This is a genomic window from Psychrobacter sp., assembly GCF_049295055.1.
Taxonomy (GTDB): domain Bacteria; phylum Pseudomonadota; class Gammaproteobacteria; order Pseudomonadales; family Moraxellaceae; genus Psychrobacter.
The window spans coordinates 172,136-195,206 of the sequence record NZ_JBAQQF010000033.1; the positions used below are offsets into that span (position 1 = coordinate 172,136).

Below are 23,071 nucleotides of genomic sequence, written 5' to 3' on the forward strand. Positions count from 1 at the left end.
TTAGAAGGTAAGATGCGATAGACTAATGGTTTTGCGCTTATCATGCACCGATTATGAGGCTGCTAAGCGGTTTCTTTTATAGCATCGCTACTGTACTAATTGTATTTTTTAGTTTATTTTATGAAGCGTTTTATATAAAGTGTTCTGAGTCTGCCATGAGCGTGTTGATAACTTTACGCGAAAGAGGCTGGACAAGATGTGCTTTTTAACTTAACTTAAGCAAGTTTTTTATAGACGGATAGTGTTTATGCGTACGCCTTTCTTTATGAGCGCGGCTGGGTTGCCGTTAGTTGTAGCAATGATGAGTATGCCGGTTCAAGCTGCAGAATTTGTGGTCACTGATATTGGCTTTAATGGTCTACAACGCCTAACTCCTGATAGTCTCTATCCGGTATTACCTATTTCGGTGGGTGATACGGTCAATGATGCTAGTCTAGCCGCTAGTATCAAAGCGCTATATGCGACTGAAAACTTCGCAGATATTCAAAGCCGTATCGAAGGTGGTAAGCTGCGCTTTGATGTGGTTGAGCGTCCAACGATTGCTGAAGTTAATTTCGATGGCAACAAACTCATTCCGAAAGAAGGGCTTGAGCAAGGGCTTAGTAACGCTGGATTGTCTGTCGGCGATGTGCTTAAGCAAGCTACGCTACAGGGCGTTGCAAACGAGCTGCAACAGCAATATATTAGCCAAGGTTATTACAATAGTAATATCGAAGTTGATCAAACGCTGCTTGATGGCAACCGCGTAAAACTTGATGTACGTTTTATTGAAGGTAAGCCTGCTAAAGTGGTCGATATCAATATCATTGGTAACAAGCACTTTAGTGATAAAGAGATTAAAGAGGTTTTTGCGGTAAAAGAATCCTCATGGACACGTCTATTATCTAAGTCTGATCGCTATGCTAAAGAGAAGCTAGCTGCCAGTTTAGAGAATCTAAAAGCCCTTTATCAGAACGATGGTTACGTGCGTTTTTCGGTAGACAATGCGGTGCTGAACATCAGTGAAGACAAGAGTAGTGTCTTTATTGAAGTAAGTCTTAGCGAAGGCGAGCAATATCAGTTTGGTGAAGTCAATTTCCTAGGTAAGCCAACTTTTGAAACTAATGAGCTAAAAGAGCTGGTTACTTTCGCGCCTAATGAGAAATACTCACAAGCCAAACTCGATGCCACGACCGCGTCTCTTAAGAGTCGTTATGGTAATGAGGGCTATTATCTTGCCCAAATCAGACCGGTGCCTCGTATCAATGATGAAACGAAAGTAGTCGATATTGATTATTACATTGATCCTGCACGTCCTATTTACGTTCGCCGTATCAACTTTGCCGGTAACTTAAAAACCCAAGATGAAGTATTGCGCCGTGAAATGCGTCAATTAGAAGGCACACTGGCTTCTAGTGATAAAATCCAGCTGTCACGTACGCGCTTGATGCGTACAGGTTTCTTTAAAGGCGTCAATGTCGATGTAAAGCCAGTCCCTAATCAGCCAGATCAGGTTGATGTGAATTACACGGTTGAAGAGCAGCCTTCTGGTAGCTCAACGATTGCCGCTGGTTATTCACAAAGTGGCGGTGTGACATTCCAGTTGGATCTGACACAAAATAACTTTATGGGAACTGGTGACCGAGTTAAAGCAGCACTCTCGCGTTCAGAGACGCGTGATTCTTATAGCTTGGGCTATACCGATCCTTACTTTACAGAAAATGGTGTATCACAAGGTATCAGTGCCTATTATCGTGAAACCAAATACGATGACAGAAACGTTAGTAACTATGTTACCGATGCTTATGGTGCTACGTTAAACTATAGCTATCCTGTCGATGAAACCAAGCGCGTGAGTGCTGGCTTAAACGTTGATAACACGACTGTACGTGGCGGTAGCCGTCTTGGTGTATCAAGCGTTCAGCAGATTATTGATGACGGCGGCACGTTTGAGAAGTTCAATAATGATCAAGATGAATTCTCTGGTCGTACCGGTTTTAAAAATGAATATCAGAGCTACAACCTATTATTCGGTTGGGATTACAGCACCATAGACCGCCCCGTATTTCCGAATAAAGGCATGAGTCATACCGTAGATGCTACCATTGGTCTTGGTGATGCCAGTTATCAAAAACTGGTCTATCGTGGTAGTATTTATCAACCTATCTACAAAGACTGGGTCGCACGCGGTTACACCAAGCTAGGCTATGGTAATAATTTACCCTTCTATGAAAACTTCTATGCGGGTGGTTATGGTTCGGTACGTGGTTATGAAGCATCAACCCTCGGACCTAAATCGCAAAGCTATAATGATGCGATAAATGATGATGTCCGTTTTAAAGATGAAGAGGTTGGTGGTAATGCGCTAGTCAGCTTTGGTACCGAATTGATTCTACCAGTGCCATTTAAAGGGGATTGGGCGGATCAAGTACGTCCAGTGTTATTTGCTGAAGGTGGTCAGGTATTTGATACCACTGACAAAGAAGATCGTACCTTTATTGATCCAGCTACTGGCAACGATACTGGTGTACCACTATTAACGCAAGATAATAAATTCCGCTTTAGTGCTGGCGTAGGCGTAACTTGGTATACGCCAATCGGTCCGATTTCTCTGAGCTATGCGGTGCCTATCGGTGATAAAGATGGCGATGAGACCGAAAAAGTCCAGTTCCAAATCGGTAATACGTTCTAATTAGTCACATATTCTAATGGTATCGTGTTATTTAAAGGACTCTCATTGCTTTTATTTAAGTAAATTAAGAGAGAGTTAGATTTTAGTAGGTCGTCAAGATGATATTTCAGCTTGGCGACCATTTTATTCATACCAATACTAATACCAACTATGATAACCATTGAGCAACTCATCACTCAAATCGAGCAGCGTCAGCCTGTTCTTAATAAGGCTGAGCTTAGCGCTGAGCAATGCCGTCTAAATTTAGACAGCATTGGTAATTTAACTACGGCTAATCGGCAGCAGTTAAGTTTTTTGGCCAATCCTCATTATCTCTCTAGTCTTACTAGTAGTGAAGCAGGGGCGGTGTTAATCACTGCAGAGCACCGTGATAGAGTGGCAAAAAATACGGTTGCATTGGTAGTTGCCACGCCTTATTTAGCTTATGCCAGCGCCAGTCAACTATTTGCTCGTCAACGATCAGACAGCGGTATTCATCCGAGTGCAGTGATAGCCGACAGTGCCATTATTGGTAATCAAGTGACTATCGGGCCTTTTTGCGTCATAGGTGAACAGGTGCAAATTGGTGATCGCAGTTGTCTTGACGCTCATGTGGTTGTTGAGGCAGACACTACTATTGGCACTGATTGCGTTATCAAATCACAAGTCGTAATAGGCCATGATTGTGTCATCGGTAATCATGTGAGATTACACGCTGGGGCGAGCATAGGATCTGAAGGTTTTGGCTTTGCACCCACTAGCAATCCTAGTGTCACGGGTTGGGAGCGTATTGCTCAGCTAGGGCGTGTGGTGATAGGCGATTATGTAAGAATCGGTAGCCAAACTTGTATTGATCGCGGTGCCATTGATGATACAGTGATTGGTAGTCATGTTATTATTGATAATCTCGTACAAGTTGCTCATAACGTCCGTATCGGTGATGGTACGGCTATCGCTGCCCAAACGGGTATTGCTGGTAGTACCACTGTTGGTAAGCGCTGTATTATTGGCGGCGCAGTTGGTATCACAGGTCACATTGAAATCACAGATGATGTCATTTTATCTGGTATGACAATGGTGACTAAATCAATCAAAATGGCAGGCTCTTATTCTTCTGGAACCGCTGCCATGCCAACGGCTAACTGGCGCCGTGCCGCGGTACGTTTTCGCCAGCTCGGTCGTGATTAGTAGGATGATTTATATAATTTAAAAATATAGTAAAGCTTAAAAATACAGCAAAGCTTGAAAATATAGTAAAGCTTAAAGACATAGAAAGACTTAAAAACACAGCAAGGAAGCGCTATTATGAGCATCACTGATATTGATATCCCAACTGATGAAGACATCAAAAGCTTGGCTGAACAAGGTCTAACGTTGCCATTAACGTATCATACCCTTAAGCATTATCTACCGCATCGTTATCCTTTTTTATTGGTCGATAAGGTGATTTCTTGTAAACCTGGTGAATGCATTACAGGTATTAAAAATGTGACCATTAACGAAGAGTTCTTTAATGGTCATTTCCCTGATGAGCCGATTATGCCAGGCGTATTGATGGTTGAGTGCATGGCTCAAGTCTCAGGCGTGCTTGGTTTTATTAGTGCAGGATTGACGGCAGAAGATGGCTATTTATATCTGTTTGCAGGCGTTGATAAAGTACGCTTTAAGCGTCGCGTCATCCCTGGCGATCAACTGATCATTCGTGCCAAAACAGTCATGCAAAAGCACGGTATTTATAAGTTTGATTGCACAGTACACGTTGAAGATGAGCTTGCCGCTAGTGCTCAAATTATGATTGCCCGTCAGGAACAATAAAACGCTTTTACTCACTTTGAGCGCATAAGCAAGAGTGCTCAAAGTATGCCGTTAATGTTAATAACTATAATGATCGTCGTATTTTTTAACAGAGCTAGTATTAGGGTGGTTAATAACGCTAAACTGTCTGTATTTGTTTTACTATTTACTCGCATCAGATGATACAAAGGCCCACATTATGAGTCAGATCCATCCAACAGCACTCATCTCACCGTCTGCTAATATTGATGAAACCGCAACTATTGGCCCTTATTGTATTGTCGGTGATGAAGTCTCCATTGGCGCGCACACGGTTTTGCATCGGCATGTGGTCGTAACAAGACTAACTCGTATTGGTGAGCACAATCAGTTTTATCAGTTTGCAAGCGTCGGTGAAGACCCGCAGGATTTAAAATATGCTGGTGAGCGTACATGGCTTGAGATTGGTGATTATAATACCATCCGCGAAGCTTGTAGCTTGCATCGTGGCACAGAACAAGATGGTGGGCTGACCAAGATTGGCAATCACAATTTGCTGATGGTCAATACCCATATTGCTCATGATTGCTTGATCGGTGACTATAATGTATTGGCTAATAATGTCGGTATTGCAGGGCATGTAACCATTGGCAATCATACGATTATTGGTGGTAACTCAGGTATTCATCAGTTTTGTACCATTGATGATTACAGCTTGGTAGGTGGCGCTACGCTGGTTTTAAAAGATGTCGCTGCTTTTACCATGGTTTCTGGTAATCCTGCCAAAGCACATGGGCTTAATATCGAAGGCATGCGCCGCAAAGACTGGTCTCAAGATACGATTGATATACTGCGTCAAGCTTATCGTATCGTCTTTAGATCTGGCTTAACGACGGTACAAGCACTTGAGATACTAAAACAAGAACTATTGCCGAAAGAGCCAAAAATTGAATTGCTGATTGAATCTTTACAGAAAAGTCGTCGCGGTGTTGTTCGTTAAGTATTATTTTATTAATTATCAAATACCTTTTAAGTCAAATTACTAAATAATCTAATCTCTGTAAGTCATCTTTAAAATACTAAAAAGCCATAGCTAATAGTTATGGTTTTTTTGTTTTTATGAATCCTTGACTTTTTTGGTCGCTTAGCAGAAACTGACTTATTGTCTGTAGTAAGGTTACAGCAACTTATTTTAACTAACAGCTGACTTGTTATCTTTTTGATTATCTCAATTCATTTAATATAATATAAATACTGAAGATGATCAAAGAGACTATTGATAAATTTTAGGAGTGTTACATGGCACAGCAAAGGGAAAATTGGTCTGGTAGAACTGGATTTATCATAGCCGCTGTCGGATCAGCAGTAGGATTGGGTAATATATGGAGATTTCCTTACGTAGCTTACGATAATGGTGGTGGGGCATTTATGGTGCCTTATCTTATTGCTTTATTAACAGCAGGTATCCCACTATTATTTTTAGATTATATTATAGGGCATAAATATCGCACTGCAGCGCCTCGTGCTTACAAAAAATTCTCACCATCTGGACAGTTTGTAGGGTGGTGGCAGACGCTAGTGTCTTTTGTGATTGCTATTTATTACGCAGCCGTTATTGTTTGGGCTGGTAGTTATATGTTTTTCTCGTTCGGTCAAAAGTGGGGTGAAGATACCACGAACTTTTTTGTCAGCGACTTTGTCAAACATACAGGAGACTTAACCTCCGTATTCGTACCCCAGATGTTCATAGGTTTGGTCATCGTTTGGGCAGTATCTATATTAATTATGTTTGGTGGCATCCGTAAGGGTGTGGAACTCGCTAATAAAATCTGTTTGCCATTGTTGTTAGTATTGTTCGGTATTATGGTATACAAAGCAGTCAATTTACCGGGTGCTATAGTCGGCCTAAATGCCTTTTTTGAGCCAAACTGGGTGAAAATGAAAGATCCTAACGTCTGGTTAGCAGCTTACGGACACATCTTTTTCTCTCTATCAGTAGGTTTTGGTATTATGGTGACATATGCCTCATACCTAAAAAAGAATACAAACCTAACAGGCGCAGGCTTAGTGGTTGGTTTTGCGAACTCTTCTTTTGAGCTTATTGCTGGTATCGGTATTTTTGCGGCAATCGGCTTTATGGCGGTATCGACAGGTCAAGATATCTCTGAAGTTGCTAGTGGCGGTGTTGGACTCGCGTTCTTCGTATTCCCTAAAATTATTTCTACTATGGGTCCAAGTGGTGATTTAATTGGTTTCTTATTCTTTGGCTCTTTAGTGGTAGCTGGTATTAGCTCGCTAATCAGTATTCTAGAAGTACCTATTTCTGCTTTTCAAGAAAAATTTGATTGGTCACGCAAAAAAGCAGTTGCTGTGATAGGCGGCGTATGTGCGGTCATCTCTATCTCAGCTTTCTCCACTGGTAGCTCATTGGTATTAGTAGATGTCATCGATCACTTTGCTAATAACATCGGTATCGTGGCTGGTGGTTTGATGTCCATTGTTTTAGTCACTTGGTTTAACCGTCATAAAATTCCAAATTTATTGGCTCACAGCAATCGTATCTCTAGCGTCAAACTAGGCGGCGCTTGGATATTCATGCTAACCGTTATCACGCCAACAGTACTTACTATCGCTTTAGGTCTTAAGTTTATTGATTTGGTCAAAACACCTTATGAAGGTTATTCTTCAACTATCTTATTACTATTTGGTTGGGGCGTAGTCGTATTCTTCGGTCTAGGTGCGTTTATACTAAGTCGTATTAAGGGCATCCATGATGAAGAAGATGCTAAAGCTCGTACCATTGATGAGGCGCGCTAGTTAGTAAACTAAATAGTTAGCAGGTAGATTAACATTTCAATAGGAATTTATTATGAGCACTTCAGCTATTATTTTTATGATTATCTCAATGGTACTTATATGGGGTGGCTTGATTGCTTCCATCATACATCTAAGAAACAACCCAGATGTTCCAATGAGTCAAGTGCCAGATGATAATTTTTAAGTCTTCAAGCATCGAATTTTTTAAGCGTAAAAGTTTTTAATTATCAAGTTATTAAATTTTTTAATAGCTACAAAAATGCCAGTCAGTGCAAGCCGACTGGCATTTTTCTATTCAACACGTTTTGATAATAGGCTTGCTATTAAGTCAGAATCTAATCAGAGTCAATTAACGCAAGTTTAGTTCAGGAACGGTCTGTCCGCGCTTGGCATAAAACTCATTGACGAATTCATCAAATTTATCTTGTTCAATCGCGTCTCTGATACCTTGCATCAAACGTTGATAGTAACGTAAGTTATGAATCGTCGCTAGCTGCGCACCGAGCATCTCTTTACATTTATTCAGATGAGATAAATAAGCACGGCTAAAGTTCTGACAAGTATAACAATCACATTCGGGATCTAATGGACCTTCATCGGTACGGTATTGGCTGTTGCGTATCCGCACTACACCTGCATTTTCTGCGTCGCCTGTGACAAAATAATGACCATTACGGGCGTTGCGAGTAGGCATGACGCAATCGAACATATCGACACCGCGGCGTACTCCTTCAACGAGGTCTTCAGGCTTACCCACACCCATCAAATAGCGTGGCTTATCGGCTGGCATATCATCGGCGATGTAATCTAAGACCTCTATCATCTCTTCTTTTGGCTCGCCAACAGATAAACCGCCAATCGCATAACCGTCAAAGCCAATCTCAAGCAAGCCTTCGAGTGATTGCTTGCGCAAATCGGCATACATACTGCCCTGAATGATGCCAAATAAGGCATTGGTACTGCCAAGTTTTTTATGCTCGTCAACGCAGCGTTGACCCCAACGTAATGACAGCTCTAATGACTTTTTCGCTTCGTCATGAGTTGCTGGATACGGCGTACATTCATCAAACTGCATCACGATATCAGAATTCAAGCTATATTGAATCTGCATCGATTTTTCTGGTGATAAAAAGACTTTTGCACCATCGATAGGTGATTTAAAAGTCACGCCTTCTTCGGTGATTTTACGCATTGCGCCAAGGCTAAATACTTGAAATCCGCCGGAGTCAGTCAAAATTGGTTTATCCCAATGCATAAATTTATGCAGACCGCCAAATTTATCAATAATATCGGTACCTGGACGTAACCATAAATGGAAAGTATTACCAAGGATGATGTCAGCGCCAATGGCTTCAATATCACGTGGTAGCATGCCTTTAACCGTACCGTAAGTACCTACTGGCATAAAAGCAGGTGTTTGTACGTCGCCATGATTAAGGTGAACCGTGCCACGGCGTGCACGCGTGACGCCGCTGGCTGTTTTATGTAAGACAAATTGCATAAGATAACCGCTATATGAGCTATGAAAATGGCGCTAATTATAGCATTGTTAGTTTTTTTTGGACATTGAAGTTTGCCCAGTACAGATTTGATAGGCTATTTATAGGGGGCTAGAACTAAAAGCTATAGAACCAAAAGTTACAGACATCGTTATCAATTCATTGCTACAGTAGAAGAAAGATAGAAATGGTGACATGATACTTTCGGATAATTGAGACATGACATGATTGACATGATTAAAGCAACTCGCTTGTTAAAGGGCTTCACGTTAAGTGGCGTATTATTAACCAGTACCTTATTAATATCAGGAACAGCTATGGCTACCGAAGAACCAAATTATACTATCTTGTCGCAAACCGAAGATTTTGAATTGCGTCGCTATGAGAATCAATTGGTGGCACAAACTTGGGTTTCTGGCGACCAAAATACCGCTAGCCGTACAGGATTTAAGATTTTAGCAGATTATATATTTGGTAATAATACAGCGCCAAGTGGAGAAAGTAGCAAGATTAGTATGACAGCGCCTGTAGCTATGCAATTTGAAGTAAAGCAATCTGAAAATAAAAATGGTGATAATGAGTCGCAAAAAATTGCCATGACAGCACCGGTGTCTATTAAACAAGAGCAGCAGCAAAATGATGGTAAATGGCGCGTACAATTTACTATGCCAAGCCAATATACGCTGCAAACGCTACCGAAGCCAAATAATCCAGATATCACTATTATCGAAGTGCCGCCACAGACTTATGGCGTTATTAAGTTCTCAGGGCTAGCTGGTACTGAAAAGGTGGCTGCTAAAACGTCAGAACTACAGTCTTGGATGCAGACAAAAAATTTAGCAGTGACAGGTATACCTGAACTGGCACGTTATAATCCGCCATGGACGCTGCCTTTTATGCGGTGCAATGAAGTTATGATTGCGTATCAACAAAAATAAGTCATAAAAAAGACAGCGTTTGCTGTCTTTTTTATATCTAATATTCAGAATGTTTGGTCTAGCTATTTTGCTCGCGGATGATATTCAGCATACGACGTAATGGCTCTGCGGCGCCCCATAGTAGCTGGTCACCGACGGTAAATGCGCCTAGATACTCAGGTCCCATATTCAGCTTGCGCAGACGACCTAGTGCCACTGTCAACGTACCCGTCACTGCTACTGGGGTTAAGCGGTTCATGGTCGCTTCTTTATCGTCTTCTACCACGTCCAACCACTCATTACCGCTATTTTTCAATGCCGCTTCGATTTCTTCTAGCGGAATGTCTTTTTTGAGCTTAATCGTTAAGCCTTGTGCATGACAGCGCATCGCACCAACACGGACACACATACCATCGATAGCGATGTTATCTGCTTCAGAGTTGCCAAGAATTTTGTTGGTTTCAACGCCGCCTTTCCATTCCTCACGAGACTGCTTGTTTTCTAACTGAGAATCGATATAAGGAATCAAGCTACCGGCTAATGGCACGCCAAAGTATTGCTTAGGAAAATCATCTGAGCGTTGAGTCTGAGCGATTTTCTTATCAATTTCAAGGATAGCGCTGGTAGGATTGGCAAGTTCGTCTTTAACCGCATCATGCAATACACCCATGCCTTCGATGAGCTCGCGCATGTTGTTGGCACCAGAACCACTCGCTGCTTGATACGTCATGGCGCTGACCCATTCGACCCAGCCTTTATTAAAGAGCTCACCGATAGCCATTAGCATCAGCGACACGGTACAGTTACCACCGATAAAGTCTTTTTTGCCATCAGCCAGTGCGCTATCAATGACAGAGCGATTGACAGGATCAAGAATGATGATGCTGTCATCTTCCATGCGTAATGTACTTGCCGCATCAATCCAATAACCGTTCCAGCCACTATCACGCAGTGGCTGATGGACTTTTGAGGTATAGTCGCCACCTTGACAAGTAATAATGACATCACAAGTAGCAAGGGTTTTAATATCATGAGCATCTTTTAGTTGGCTGGTCTGAATACCATCAAAGCTTGGCGCATCACCGCCTGCATTACTGGTCGAAAAAAACACTGGCGTAATACCATCAAAGTCTTTTTCTTCCGTCATACGTTGTATTAATACTGACCCGACCATACCGCGCCAGCCTACCAAGCCTACTGTTAAATTACTCATGAAACTTAATCCTTTTTACAATAAATTGTTGCATTGCCAACCGATAACAATGCCGTGAATAGCTTGAAAAAGCAAGGTTTTTTAGACTATTTTAAGTGTTTTATAAGCACTATTAACTATGCTTAGTATAACTTTGGGTTATTAGTGTTAACAAGATATTTGCTAGGCTATTCTCCTTAGTTTTAAACTGACTATAACTATCAGTAAAATGAGCGCGCATGAGTGCCTGCTAATATAAGGTAAATATGAGTATAAGCATTGAGATTGTAATGTTTTATAGTGACTATTGCGTAATTAATGTTCAATAATAGGCGCTGCTCTTATGAAGTGCTAAAGTAAGCAGCTGTTGTGGATTCAAGTATAATTGCTTTGCATCTTAGCAGTTAAGATATAGCGAATAGTGAACCATTTCACTGACAATGGGCGCAATCATTGGCTTAACCATTCATTTAATAAACGGTCGATACACATTATGGATTTCTCCCTAGTATATTATGGCGCACAGTGGTTAGCGGGACTAATCGCCTTTGTCACCATTTGGGGCTGGTTACCACTTGATCATTGGTGGGTACGCGGTGTAGATTTTCCTCGTATTCAAATTATGATACTGGGTATTGTCGCATGGGTTGGTATGGTAGCGTTTGGCTCAGAATGGCAGCTAGGACAGTGGCTGCTGTTTGGGTTGCTGAGTGTTGCCTTAGCGTTCCAGCTCAAAATGGTATTGCCATATACCAAACTGTGGAAAAAGGAAGTGTTAAATGCCAAAGATAAGCCAGATGTGCATGAATATCAGTTGAAAATCATGGTCTCAAATGTACTAACGACCAATGATGATACCCAAAAATTGGTTGAGTTAGTACAACAGAAACAGCCCGATATTTTAATTACTTTAGAGAGTGATGAAAAATGGGAAAAAGCGCTGCATCAAGTCGAATCAGATTATCCTTATACGGTAAAAGTAGCCTTAGATAATCTGTATGGTATGCATTTATATTCTAAGCTTGAATTGATAGATCCTGAAGTTAAGTACTTGATGATTGATGATATCCCTTCTATTCATACGCAGATGCGTTTGCAAGGAGGGCAGATCATCTGGCTATACTGCTTGCATCCGATGCCACCAAGTCCAACAGAAGCAGACAAGTCTACTACTCGTGATGCAGAGCTACTGATGGTTGGAAAGCATATCAAAGATAATCAACAAACCGCCATATTGGCAGGTGATCTCAATGATGTCGCTTGGTCAAAGACAACCCGTCGCTTTCAGCGAATCTCTGGGCTGCTAGATCCACGTATCGGACGACATTTTATCAATACTTTTCATGTTGATTATCCGTTTCTACGCTGGGCGCTCGATCATATTTTTCATAGCGCTTGCTTTACCGTTGTGGATATCAAGCGTCTGCCTTCTATCGGCTCCGATCATTTTCCGGTTATGACGACATTGCAATATGAGCCAGAAAAGACGAGTAAGCAGAAAGAAAATGCTCCTACTGCACAAGCAGAAGACTTTAAAGAAACAGAAAATAAAATCAAAGCCGGCAAAAAAGAGGGTAGCAAAATCTCTAAAGAGCATGAAGAAGCATAGAATAATAGTGATTCGAAACAAATCCAAATAAGATTATAAACTTGAACTGCGTGATAGAGGTGTAAGCAAATGCTTACGTCAAATAAGGTCTTTAGCGTCTAGTCGCAGCACATCAATTGCCTTAGAATACATCCATCAACACAAGGATACGTAAGGATACAGTGTTGAGACAGGATTAATAAAAAGACAGGTCAGCCCGCTGTCTTATAAATTACTGTTTATGACTTAGGATAAGTCAACACGGAAGAGATAATAATAACAATATGAAACACCATAGCCCCGAACCAATCGCCCTAGGTTCGGGGCTTTTCTTTGTGTAACTTTTATGGTTGTCTTCAAGCAATAAGTCTCGTCTAAACACCTGCTTTGCTACGCCTGATTTTAAATATTGAACGATTAAATCAGCGTTTTTGCTGCTTCGATAATAATTATTCTATTATCCTTTATGTATTTAGAAGTATTAGAGGGAGTGAAATATAAGTGGTTTTTCAGCAGACGATTTTGAGAAAGAAAATCTTGAAGAAGACTTGAGTAAAAACTCTACCGCTACCTCCCAGTCAAAATTTGCTTATGAGTTATGCGTATTAGCTGAAAGCGCAAGAGTACATGAGCGAATTGCTAAAAGGTAAAGAAAAGCTCGCGAGCATACATGCGCAAAATGAATAATGATTATAAAGCTATCAATACAATAAAAAGGGTATATGCGTTGGCATATACCCTTTTTTATAAAACGTTGTAGTATTTAAGCGCTCATTAAATAAGCATTGATTAACCAAGCACTTGAATATAAGCACCTGCTCGTAGCTCTTGTAGCCAATCTTCTTTGGCTTGTGGTGCTAGGCGCTGATATAGCGCTTGGCGTGCCATATTACGACGGTATTCATCGCTGACATCCTGCTGACGCTTACCATCGACTTTTAATATGTGCCAACCAAACTGAGTTTTGAATGGTGCAGAATAGTCGCCGACCGCAGTGTTCTTCATCATGGCTTCAAATGGTCCAATCATCTGCTCTTCGCCAACCCAATCTAGATCGCCACCACGTCCTGCTGAACCGGGGTCATCTGAATAAGTTGAGGCCAGACTAGCAAAATCAGCGCCGCTACGTAGCTGAGTATAGAGATCGTTAATCTTTTGCTCAGCAAGCGCATCAGTTTGCAACTCATCGACTTTGACTAAGATATGACGAGTATTCCACTGAGGGACAAGCATGGTATCACTGGATTTTTTATTAGCCAGTTTGATGATATCAATACCTTCTGGAGTTACTAATGGAGCACTCACTGCGCCCACATCAAGCTTAGTAATTTCGCTCGATAGCTCTGTAGGTAGGGCCGCTGCTTTATGAAAGCCCATATCTCCACCTTGTAGTGGGATAGGATAGCTGCCTTGGCTTGCCGCAATGGCTTCTGCAACATCGACATTGGGTACAAGTAGGCGTGTGCGTAATTTCTGCGCTACCTTTAGTGCGTCGGCACGCTGCGCTTCTGATAAACGGCTGTAGTCATCGATATACGGAACACGGACATGGACTGTTTGGTATTCGCTTTGATTTAGACGTTTGGCTTCAGGAGAGGCTAAAAATGCATCAATATCTTGTTCACTAATGCGCACGCGATTAGTGATTTGACGTTGCTGTAATGCTTGTATAGCCGCATCTTCAATCAATTGCGCACGTAAAGTGGCGTAGCTACCAGGTTGTGCTGAATCTAGACGCTGCTGCAAAGCACCAATACTACTTAGACCTTCTGCTTGCGCAATTTGTCCTAAGCGTTGATTGATAGCCGCTTCATCAGGATTTAACCCGACGCGTTTGACCAATGACAGCTGTAGTTCACGCAAAATTAGCGCATTTAATACTTCGGACTGTAATTGTGCTGAATTGGCAATCGGTTCACCAGCAGCTTTAGCACGCGCCTGAGTCTGAGTAATAGCAGCGATCAAATCACTTTTTAAGATGGCGTTTTCATTGACCAATGCAATGATGCCGTCTGTACTATTGGCAGGCGTCAAACGATTTACGCCATTTTGTTCAGTAGCATTAGTCGCTTGTGCTTTTGGAGGCTTAACGGTTGCTGCTTGCGCACTAAAGCTCAGCGCGATGGCGGTAGTCATGCCCATAGAAAGCAATACAGCTCGGCTAGTCTGACGTAAAGAAAAAAATCTCATGATGCTCCTCATCAATGTCATTGCATCGGATGGTAATCGGTTAAACCCATTCACAATACTTTTAATAATCAAGTATCGGCTCGGGTTGTCTATAATAGGGCACAAATAATTTTATATAACAGATAATAGGATATAAATAGTACGATTAATAATACGGCAATCTAGCCGTTTTATTAATCCTTCCATGCATTTTGCACAGGCTCAAAACCTAAGACTTTGTCAGAAAGTAGTCGTGTTAGACGGCTACTACCACTGCCAAGACCACTCAGCCTAATTTCTGCCATGATCGCTTGTGTGGGTTTGTCTTTAATGTTTAAGTCATTATAGTAACGACGACCGTAAACTGCAAAACCAAAACAGCAATCCTCATAATCGACACCGAGTAGTGAATCGAGCATCTTATCACGATTATAATCATATTGACCTTGAGCCAATACTCGCCAGTTGTTATTAATAGGGAAAACCGCTGATGCTGTCACTGCTGATAGCGGGAGCTGGTTGGTATTTTCATCAGCCTGACGCTTAACAAAGCCCACATTAAACAAGCTGTTGTCAGATGGCTGATAACGTAGCTCAGTGGTAATATAATTTAAGTCATAGCTTTTGGTCAGAGCGCCACTCACGTCGACCCAAACGTTATTATAAGGTTGCGTACTGGTATCCCATACCACTCCTGAAGAAGATGAAGTAAAGACAGGCTTTTCATCTTCAAGTGTCACGCGCCCATCATCGATATAAAACTGCTCTGCAATGCTACCATCAAAACGTGTCACACCCGTTGCGTCGATGTAACGATAATTAATGCCGGGAGTAAACGCATGTAAATCTTGTAGACGGTCGTGTCCTAAGAACCAACTGTCTGAAAACAGCTGCTCGTAGTTGATAGAAGCAATACGGGTATTAAAGTTAGGAATCTCATTTTGGTCTTTAAATGGTGAGTAGGTATATTTTAATCGTGGACTAAGTAAGCCATAACCACCCAAAGTATCATCAAAAGCACCAAAAGGTGAGCCGGCTTGGTAAAAATGTAGCCCTGCATCAATGCTGGCTTGTGGTACAAATACCGATTGGTTACCATCTTCTTTATCAAGCTGGTTGTCCGCTAAGCTGTCTTGATCATAAGACGTATAAAGATGCTGCAAGCTCAGCTTTGGCTTGATATAGCCCCAAGACTTTTCGATTGGATAGGTAGCGCTGATTTTATTGTAGAGACGTGCGCCACTTTTTTCATTCTCAGAACCGTCATCAATGGACTTTTTGAAATAAGCGGAATCACTGACACCAGTGATATCAAAACCTTTTGCCCAAGGCAGTCTATAATCAAGTTTGAGCTGCGGTAGGCGTGAGTAAGGCTTATCTTTATCCTCTAAAGGCTGCCCATTACTGTTAAAAGCATCGAGAGTTTGGAACGTCTCGACTTTTAGTTCGCCATCGACGTAATCATTATAATAATTCAGTCGAGCACGGCGTGGAAGGTTCAAAGTATTTTCTGATAAACCTAACGTATCAAAATCGTTCAGATAGTCTGCATCAGACACATAACTATACTTAGCATCACCGCTTAAGCGTGGAATGCTGGTCGATGACCAATAATGATCATAAAATAAGCTGCTGCGATCTTCGCCGTTATACTCTTTATCATTGGGTAAGTAGGAGCCGTTAAAAATACCCTCACCATACTCCTGAGTGAGATAGCGAAACTCACCTGAGAGCATCGGATTACGATTGGTATAAATATGAGTATTAAGGGTCGCATCATAGTTAGGTGCCAAATTAAAATAGTAAGGCACATCAACTTCAAGCCCACTTTTACTACTAATACTAGCACTGGGTAATAAAACCCCGCTACTGCGTCGATTGTCTATGGGAAAGTTAAAATAAGGCAAATAGAACACAGGGACATCAGCGATACGGAAGGTTGTATTGTAGGCTTCACCGCGTCCTGTCTCAGTATCTAAATCAATACTTTTAGCTTCAAATTGCCATTTACGATTGGTCGGTGGACAGGTGCTATACATCACCTCATCTAGCTCATATTGGGTTTCATTAGGTCGATTTAGGCGCTTGGCATAACCATGTGCTTGCAGTTCTACGCTAGCAAAGGCCACATTGGTGGCCGTTGATTGTCCCGTTTCAGTATTATAATTCAAGCTATCTGCGATACCGATGAGACCGCCTTGCGTGGCCTTATCAGTGAGGCTGACTTTATTATTATTTTGAGCGTTATTACTTTGAGCTTGAGTAGTAGTGCTGCTGTTACCAGTAGCTTGATCAGTGAACATCACTTTACCTTGCGCCGCAGCCACGCCATTGCTCAAGTCCAGTATGATTTTTTCTGCTTCGATATGTTGGGTACCTTGGTCAACGATGACATTGCCTGATAATTCGGCATAATCGACGTTATCGTAATAACCATAATCTGATTCTGTAAATAGCGGTGCTTGGTTATTAGGAAGACCATTTAAATTGGGTGCTGGCTGACCATTACTAGCGCCTGTCTCATTGATAGCCCGTTGATAATTGGGGTTTTTCTTTGGATAGACCCATTGACCTTCGCAGCGCTGAGCGCTATCGACGGTGTTTGGCAGTAGCTGCAAGTCTCTGCCGACTGTAGGAATGTTCTTTGCTGTCGGTGTCAGCGTATTCTGGATATCGCCTTGTTCATAGCCTGCTATATTGTTAGCATTGTTAGCATTGTTTGACGTTGAGGTAGTATCAGGCGTTAACTCATAAAATTCTGCCAAACGCATCAGACTGTCTTGTATACTTTCATCATTGACATCAACTTGGCGGCTATTAGATTTTATCTTAGGCTTGTTGCTTTCATTTACTTGGTCAGCACGATTATCTGGACGAGTATTATTAGTACCTTCTTTAATTTCAGTGATGTCTACTTTGTTATTATCCAAATTGGCATTACTACTAATAGTATCGGCTGCTGTATTTTCTGCTTGATCGCTAGCATTGTCATAGGCAGCATCCTGCTGAATATTACTTTGATAACTGATGTCTTGATTGACACCATTATTGGCGTCAGTCGTTACGTTAGCGACATAACTGTTAGCGCTATCAGCCATCAATGGCTCAGGCATCAGCGAATCAGTATTATTGATAGCAGCACTGACGGTTAAGCTGGATAAGCCTAAGGCACCAAATAAAACCAAACGGATGCTTTGGTAAAGCGGAGAATATAACAAGGGCACACCTATGATTGTAGAGCCTATTGGATTGCGATATTTAGTCTATCAACCGCATTTTAGCTATATTTAGCGCTTAAAAAACGAATAATAAATAATATAATCTTAAAGTCTGGAACGTTTTACATATAATGACGACTAATCATAGTCAAAAAAAATCAAATCAGCTACACTAATTATTAAATTGTCAAAATTTCTCAGATTGCCAAGCCATTTTTGAGATAGAGGCTAAGTGTGTAGTGAGCTGCAAATATGGCCTGCTGCGTCAATATCTTTAAAACCGCAGTTATGGTGGGTCAAGCGCTCACTATTTTAGCAAGGTTTTGCCAGACTTATCACTAATTTAATTATTTACGACTTATATTTAACCTGCGATGCTTTTTATGACCGATAAAACTATGATCGATAAACCAATGTTAGAGCCGACCGTACCTGTTACCAATACTCGCCAGCAGCAGTTAGAAAGCTGGCTACAGCAAGTATTTGCAAGTCAAAAATTTATTCTTGATAGTCTGCCAGGCGATGCTAGCGCGCGCCAATATCACCGTATCCAGTTGTTGGATAATGATAAAAATAATGCGACAGAAACAGCGCGCTATATTGTCATGGATTCTGCTGATGAACAAGAGGCTTTGCAGCAGTTTATCAGTGTGGCAAAGCTGATGTCAGCGGCTATTAATATACCAACGCTTGTGGCGCAAGATGTGACCAAAGGATTTTTGGTATTGCAAGATTTTGGCACAGTAGAGTTTGCTCATTTATTGGTTGGTGCAACGTCTGCCCAGATTGATGATTACTATCAATTAGCGATGCAAACATTAGTTGCACTACAAGCGGTTCCAGTCGCGACGGCAAAGTCTGCTCACCAGTTGCCAGACTATGATACGGCACTATTGACCCGTGAGATGGATTTATTTAGTGATTGGTTCATTCCTCATATCGGCGTCGCGCTGAATAAAACGTTATGGGGAAATCTAAAATCAGCCTTAATAAATGAGATTTTATTACAGCCGCAGGTGATCGTCCATCGTGATTACCACAGCCGTAATTTAATGCAAGATCAGGCAGATAAAACGCATTTAGGGGTGATTGACTTTCAAGATGCCGTGATAGGCGCTTATAGTTATGACTTGGTGTCACTGCTTCGTGATGCCTATGTCGATTGGTCAGAGCAGCAAGTGACGCGCTGGATTCATGACTTTTGGCAACTACAGCAGCAAGCGGGTCTTGAGACGGCAAACAGTGCCGAACAGCTTGCCAATGATGTGAATATAATGGGCGTGCAGCGGCATTTAAAAGTGCTTGGTATTTTTATCAGGCTTTATGAGCGCGATGGTAAAAACCGTTATTTAGCTGATATTCCTAAGGTTATGCGTGATTTAATTTTTGAGCTAGAATGGTTAGAAGCGCATGGTAATCAACATATGCAACAAGCAGTAGCACCTTTTAATGAATGGTTGAGAGATACTGTACTGCCTGCCTATCAGGCTAAGTTTGTGCAGCAATATATCTAATTAGTTTAATGTATTAAGCTGCTATTTGTTAAGCTAGTCTGAAGCATCAATAGTTTTAATCTTAATTTTTTACGTTATAAAAATAAGAAAAAGGAATGCATATGTCCACAATAACGCAAGCAATGATTTTGGCTGCCGGTAAGGGTACGCGTCTGCGTCCGCTAACACTTGAGACGCCAAAACCTTTGGTTGAAGTGGGTGGACAGCCGCTTATTGTCTGGCACATTAAAGCGCTACAAGCGGCAGGTATTACCGATATCACTATTAATGCATCTTGGCTCGCTGACAAACTGATGGAGACTTTAGGTGATGGCTCACAGTATAACGTCAAGCTGCATTGGTCAGTTGAAGACGATGAGCCGTTAGAGACTGCCGGTGGAATTTTCAAAGCGCTGCAAACTGGTAAGCTTCAAGATGCGCCATTTATCCTAGTAAACTCTGATGTCTGGACTACCTACGATTTTTCCCAGTTGCAACGTTATACGCTCAGCGCAGATCAACGTGCCCATTTATTATTGATTGATAATCCTGAGCATAATAGTAGCGGTGACTTTGCGGTGAATAATGGTTTAGCCAGTGAGCAAGCTATCGGCGATGCGGATAAATATACCTTTGCAGGTATTAGCGTCATGTCACCTAGGATGGTTGATGGCTTGGTAGCAGGTCAAGCAGCTGCTCTTGCGCCATTACTGAAGCAAGCAATGATGAAGTTTCAAGTGACCGCCGAAGTTATTCAAGATAATTGGATAGATGTTGGTACGCCTGAGCGTCTAATACAGGTAAATGACTATATTAAAACGCATGAAATAGATGGACATCATGGTGCTTAGAATTAGTAGTTATAAAACTAACTTGAAAGCTTGATTGTTTAAGCGTTATTATTAATTAACCAATAAAAAACCGCCGCCCTAATGTTATTAGAGCGGCGGTTTTTTATTAAGGATAAAGCGGCTATACGAATATCTAAACGCCCATTGCCAGTTTAATCAGCTGCGCAATGGTAAAAATAGTCAAAAAACCTGCCAGATATAAACCAATGAACCATGCCCATTGTGATTGTTTTTTAGTAAGATTTTTCATCTTAAACTCCTAGTTAGCGTTTAAATCAGCTGGTTAGGTTTAGCTACCGCAATGACTTACGGCAGCTGTTAGCTATTGATCACTATTTATTCTTAATACATATGCTCATGATCTGTTTTACCTTTAAAGGTGTAATAGGCAAAAGCGGTATAACTTAAGATAATCGGTAGCATGATACCCGCACCAATCAGCATAAAGGAAAGTGAAGTATCTGCTGCTGCTGCCTCATAAATAGTCATTTGATACGGGACGATATACGGGAATATCGCAAAACAAACCCCTATATATCCCATCAAAAATAGCGCGACAGTCAATAAGAATGGACGATATTCACGCTCGCCACTTAAATCTTTACGCATCAAGAAAAACAACAGAACGACAATAATTGGCATCGGTGCAAGATACAGTAGACCTGGGAAGCTGAACCAGCCTTCAAGCGCGTTGATATCTGAGAAGTACATAAAGGCAGTGACCACAATCATCGCTACAACCAATGCAGACAACATCCAACCAGAGACTTTACGTGCCCATACTTGTAGCTTGTGCTCAGTTTTGATAATTAACCATGTCGAACCGAGTAGTGCATAACCGATCATGAGAGCAATACCACAAGCGATAGAAAACGGTGTGAACCAATCAAAAGCACCACCAGTATATAAGCGATTGCTGGCCTCTAATCCTTGAACTAAAGCGCCAAGCATCACACCTTGGAAGAAGGTGGCGACTACAGAGCCGATAAAGAAGAAATAATCCCATACATAACGGTGTGAAGTGGCTTTAAAGCGAAATTCAAACGCTACGCCACGCATGATTAGACCGAATAGCATAAAGGTAACAGGCAGATAAAGACCAGTCATAATAATGCCATAAGCGACTGGGAAGGCGGCAAATAAACCGCCGCCGCCCAAGACTAGCCACGTCTCATTACCATCCCAAAAAGGGGCGATAGAGTTCATCATGCGGCTACGGTTTTTATCGGAGCCCGCAAATGGGAATAAAATACCGCAACCTAAGTCAAAGCCATCAAGTAACACATAGACGAAGACGGCTAAAGCGATTAAACCGCCCCAGATGAGGGGTAAATCTAATACATCACCAAAGTTAAACATTAGCGTAATCCTCCATCATCGACGTCATCGGCAGGCTTATCAAGATCTTCTACTTTCTCACTGGCCTTACTATCACCACTTAACGTGCGACCTTGACCTTCAGTAACAGAATGCTCATAGAAGTTATCATCAGCAGGATTTTCATACGGCTGTGGACCTTTGGCAATCAAGCGTAGGATATAAAAGCTCCCTGCGCCGAACACAAAGACATATAGGACAATAAAGCCAATCAGCGTCGTTGCGACTTGTTGGGCAGCAACCGGCGACATACTTTCAGCAGTACGAATCACCCCATATACAGTCCATGGCTGACGACCGGTTTCAGTAACAAACCAACCCGCAAGTAGCGCGATAAAACCAAGTGGTGTCATCATCATCCACGCTCGATGGAACCATTTACTTTCAAGATCGAACTGTTGCTTTTTAAAGTATTTATAGAGACTAAATAGACCGACAAATACCATTAACGTACCAATACCAACCATGACGCGGAATGACCAAAAGACAATAGGGACGTACGGCCGGTCTTCTGGCGCCCAGTTTTTAAGCCCTTTGACTTCACCATCTAATGAGTGCGTTAAGATTAACCCCGATACATAGGGTATTTTAATTTCAAAGTGGTTTTTTTCCGCTTTTTGATCTGGAATACCAAATAGGACTAGGGGCGCACCGCGCTCATTTTCCCATAGACCTTCCATCGCTGCTACTTTAGCCGGTTGATGCTCTAAAGTATTTAGACCATGCATATCACCAATAAGCACCTGTGCTGGCGCGACAAAAATAGCCATAACCATTGCCATACCGAGCATGACACGACCATGTTTGCGATGTTCAACATGTTTTTTAGATTGCAAATAATATGCACCGATACCACCGATGACAAAAGCAGTGGTTAAAAAGGCTGCGGTCATCATATGCGCATAACGGTAAGGGAATGAAGGGTTAAAAATGATTTCTAACCAATTGGTCGGATAGAGCAGGCCATCAGCACCGACCATAAAGCCTTGTGGCGTCTGCATAAAACTGTTGGCAGCCAAAATCCAAAAACCAGATATTAGCGTGCCAATAGCGACAATCGCTGTTGAGGCAAGGTGCATGCGTTTACTCACGCGCCCCCAGCCAAATAGCATGATACCTAAGAATGACGCTTCTAAGAAAAACGCAGTCAACACTTCATAGGCGAGTAGTGGACCGATGACGTTCCCTGCTTTATCAGAGAATACCGCCCAGTTGGTACCGAATTGGTAGGACATCACCACGCCCGATACCACACCCATCCCAAACACCACGGCAAATATTTTTACCCAGTGCTTATAAACTTCTGCATAAATAGGCTCACCAGTTTTGAGCCAGCGGAACTCTAAAACCGTTAGAAAGCTGGCAAGACCGATGGAAAAAGCTGGAAAGACAATATGCCATGAGATAACAAAAGCAAATTGAATTCGCGCGAGCATCAGCGCATCAAGCTGACTGATCATAAATGTAGCGAACATAAACGGTTACCCTTATCTGTTAGCTGAATAGCGCTAGCTTCCATGATACGCT

General features: G+C 41.8%; 17 protein-coding genes. 10 read left to right on the top strand and 7 right to left on the bottom strand.

Annotated elements, in window-relative coordinates; genetic code table 11:
• Positions 1–247: 247 nt before the first annotated feature.
• The 6 genes from bamA to WAZ74_RS04940 all read left to right on the top strand — a co-directional run bounded on the left by bamA (position 248) and on the right by WAZ74_RS04940 (position 7,424).
• Positions 248–2,671: an outer membrane protein assembly factor BamA gene (gene bamA / locus WAZ74_RS04915; RefSeq protein WP_422306383.1), complete on the top strand. Its 2,424-nt coding sequence runs from the start codon at positions 248–250 to the stop codon at positions 2,669–2,671.
• A 150-nt stretch (positions 2,672–2,821) separates the two neighbouring features.
• Positions 2,822–3,838 carry a UDP-3-O-(3-hydroxymyristoyl)glucosamine N-acyltransferase gene (lpxD, locus tag WAZ74_RS04920; protein ID WP_422306385.1) on the top strand — a complete coding sequence of 339 codons (1,017 nt, stop codon included), beginning with the start codon at positions 2,822–2,824 and terminating at the stop codon, positions 3,836–3,838.
• Positions 3,839–3,955: 117 nt separating this feature from the next.
• Complete coding sequence (fabZ, locus tag WAZ74_RS04925) at positions 3,956–4,465, top strand: 3-hydroxyacyl-ACP dehydratase FabZ (RefSeq protein WP_422306387.1); 510 nt, start codon at positions 3,956–3,958, stop codon at positions 4,463–4,465.
• Between the two features lie 178 nt (positions 4,466–4,643).
• Positions 4,644–5,423 carry an acyl-ACP--UDP-N-acetylglucosamine O-acyltransferase gene (gene lpxA / locus WAZ74_RS04930; protein ID WP_422306389.1) on the top strand — a complete coding sequence of 260 codons (780 nt, stop codon included), beginning with the start codon at positions 4,644–4,646 and terminating at the stop codon, positions 5,421–5,423.
• 299 nt (positions 5,424–5,722) lie between these two features.
• The gene (locus WAZ74_RS04935; protein ID WP_422306391.1) at positions 5,723–7,240 is read left to right on the top strand and encodes a sodium-dependent transporter; all 1,518 of its coding nucleotides are present in this window, start codon (positions 5,723–5,725) and stop codon (positions 7,238–7,240) included.
• 52 nt (positions 7,241–7,292) lie between these two features.
• The gene (locus WAZ74_RS04940; protein WP_201543419.1) at positions 7,293–7,424 is read left to right on the top strand and encodes a methionine/alanine import family NSS transporter small subunit; all 132 of its coding nucleotides are present in this window, start codon (positions 7,293–7,295) and stop codon (positions 7,422–7,424) included.
• A gap of 165 nt (positions 7,425–7,589) precedes the next feature.
• Here WAZ74_RS04940 and tgt read toward each other — a convergent pair whose 3' ends face one another.
• Positions 7,590–8,741: a tRNA guanosine(34) transglycosylase Tgt gene (gene tgt, locus WAZ74_RS04945; protein ID WP_422306393.1), complete on the bottom strand. Its 1,152-nt coding sequence runs from the start codon at positions 8,739–8,741 to the stop codon at positions 7,590–7,592.
• A gap of 222 nt (positions 8,742–8,963) precedes the next feature.
• On the opposite strand from tgt, the gene WAZ74_RS04950 reads away from it, so the two are divergent.
• The gene (locus WAZ74_RS04950) at positions 8,964–9,677 is read left to right on the top strand and encodes an SOUL family heme-binding protein (RefSeq protein ID WP_422306395.1); all 714 of its coding nucleotides are present in this window, start codon (positions 8,964–8,966) and stop codon (positions 9,675–9,677) included.
• A gap of 58 nt (positions 9,678–9,735) precedes the next feature.
• On the opposite strand, the gene asd is transcribed toward WAZ74_RS04950, so the two are convergent.
• Positions 9,736–10,869, bottom strand: a complete 1,134-nt coding sequence (gene asd / locus WAZ74_RS04955; RefSeq protein WP_422306397.1) for an aspartate-semialdehyde dehydrogenase — start codon at positions 10,867–10,869, stop codon at positions 9,736–9,738.
• 472 nt (positions 10,870–11,341) lie between these two features.
• On the opposite strand from asd, the gene WAZ74_RS04960 reads away from it, so the two are divergent.
• On the top strand, positions 11,342–12,457 hold the full coding sequence (locus tag WAZ74_RS04960; RefSeq protein ID WP_422306399.1) for an endonuclease/exonuclease/phosphatase family protein: 1,116 nt from the start codon (positions 11,342–11,344) through the stop codon (positions 12,455–12,457).
• A 768-nt stretch (positions 12,458–13,225) separates the two neighbouring features.
• Here WAZ74_RS04960 and WAZ74_RS04965 read toward each other — a convergent pair.
• Positions 13,226–14,626 (bottom strand): peptidylprolyl isomerase, encoded by a 1,401-nt coding sequence (locus WAZ74_RS04965; protein ID WP_422306401.1) that lies wholly within the window; start codon positions 14,624–14,626, stop codon positions 13,226–13,228.
• Between the two features lie 173 nt (positions 14,627–14,799).
• Entirely contained in the window at positions 14,800–17,823 is a 3,024-nt protein-coding gene (locus WAZ74_RS04970) for an LPS-assembly protein LptD (protein WP_422306403.1), read from the bottom strand.
• A gap of 374 nt (positions 17,824–18,197) precedes the next feature.
• On the opposite strand from WAZ74_RS04970, the gene WAZ74_RS04975 reads away from it, so the two are divergent.
• Entirely contained in the window at positions 18,198–19,337 is a 1,140-nt protein-coding gene (locus WAZ74_RS04975; RefSeq protein WP_422306405.1) for an aminoglycoside phosphotransferase family protein, read from the top strand.
• 101 nt (positions 19,338–19,438) lie between these two features.
• Positions 19,439–20,167, top strand: coding sequence for an N-acetylmuramate alpha-1-phosphate uridylyltransferase MurU (gene murU, locus WAZ74_RS04980; protein WP_422306407.1), 729 nt, complete (start codon positions 19,439–19,441; stop codon positions 20,165–20,167).
• A 133-nt stretch (positions 20,168–20,300) separates the two neighbouring features.
• Here murU and WAZ74_RS04985 read toward each other — a convergent pair whose 3' ends face one another.
• The 3 genes from WAZ74_RS04985 to WAZ74_RS04995 form a co-directional block, all read right to left on the bottom strand.
• The gene (locus WAZ74_RS04985) at positions 20,301–20,417 is read right to left on the bottom strand and encodes a DUF2474 domain-containing protein (protein WP_422306409.1); all 117 of its coding nucleotides are present in this window, start codon (positions 20,415–20,417) and stop codon (positions 20,301–20,303) included.
• Positions 20,418–20,509: 92 nt separating this feature from the next.
• Positions 20,510–21,526, bottom strand: a complete 1,017-nt coding sequence (gene cydB / locus WAZ74_RS04990) for a cytochrome d ubiquinol oxidase subunit II (RefSeq protein ID WP_422306411.1) — start codon at positions 21,524–21,526, stop codon at positions 20,510–20,512.
• The gene (locus WAZ74_RS04995) at positions 21,526–23,019 is read right to left on the bottom strand and encodes a cytochrome ubiquinol oxidase subunit I (protein ID WP_422306413.1); all 1,494 of its coding nucleotides are present in this window, start codon (positions 23,017–23,019) and stop codon (positions 21,526–21,528) included. The genes cydB and WAZ74_RS04995 overlap by 1 nt, the downstream gene beginning before the upstream one ends.
• Positions 23,020–23,071: the final 52 nt, after the last annotated feature.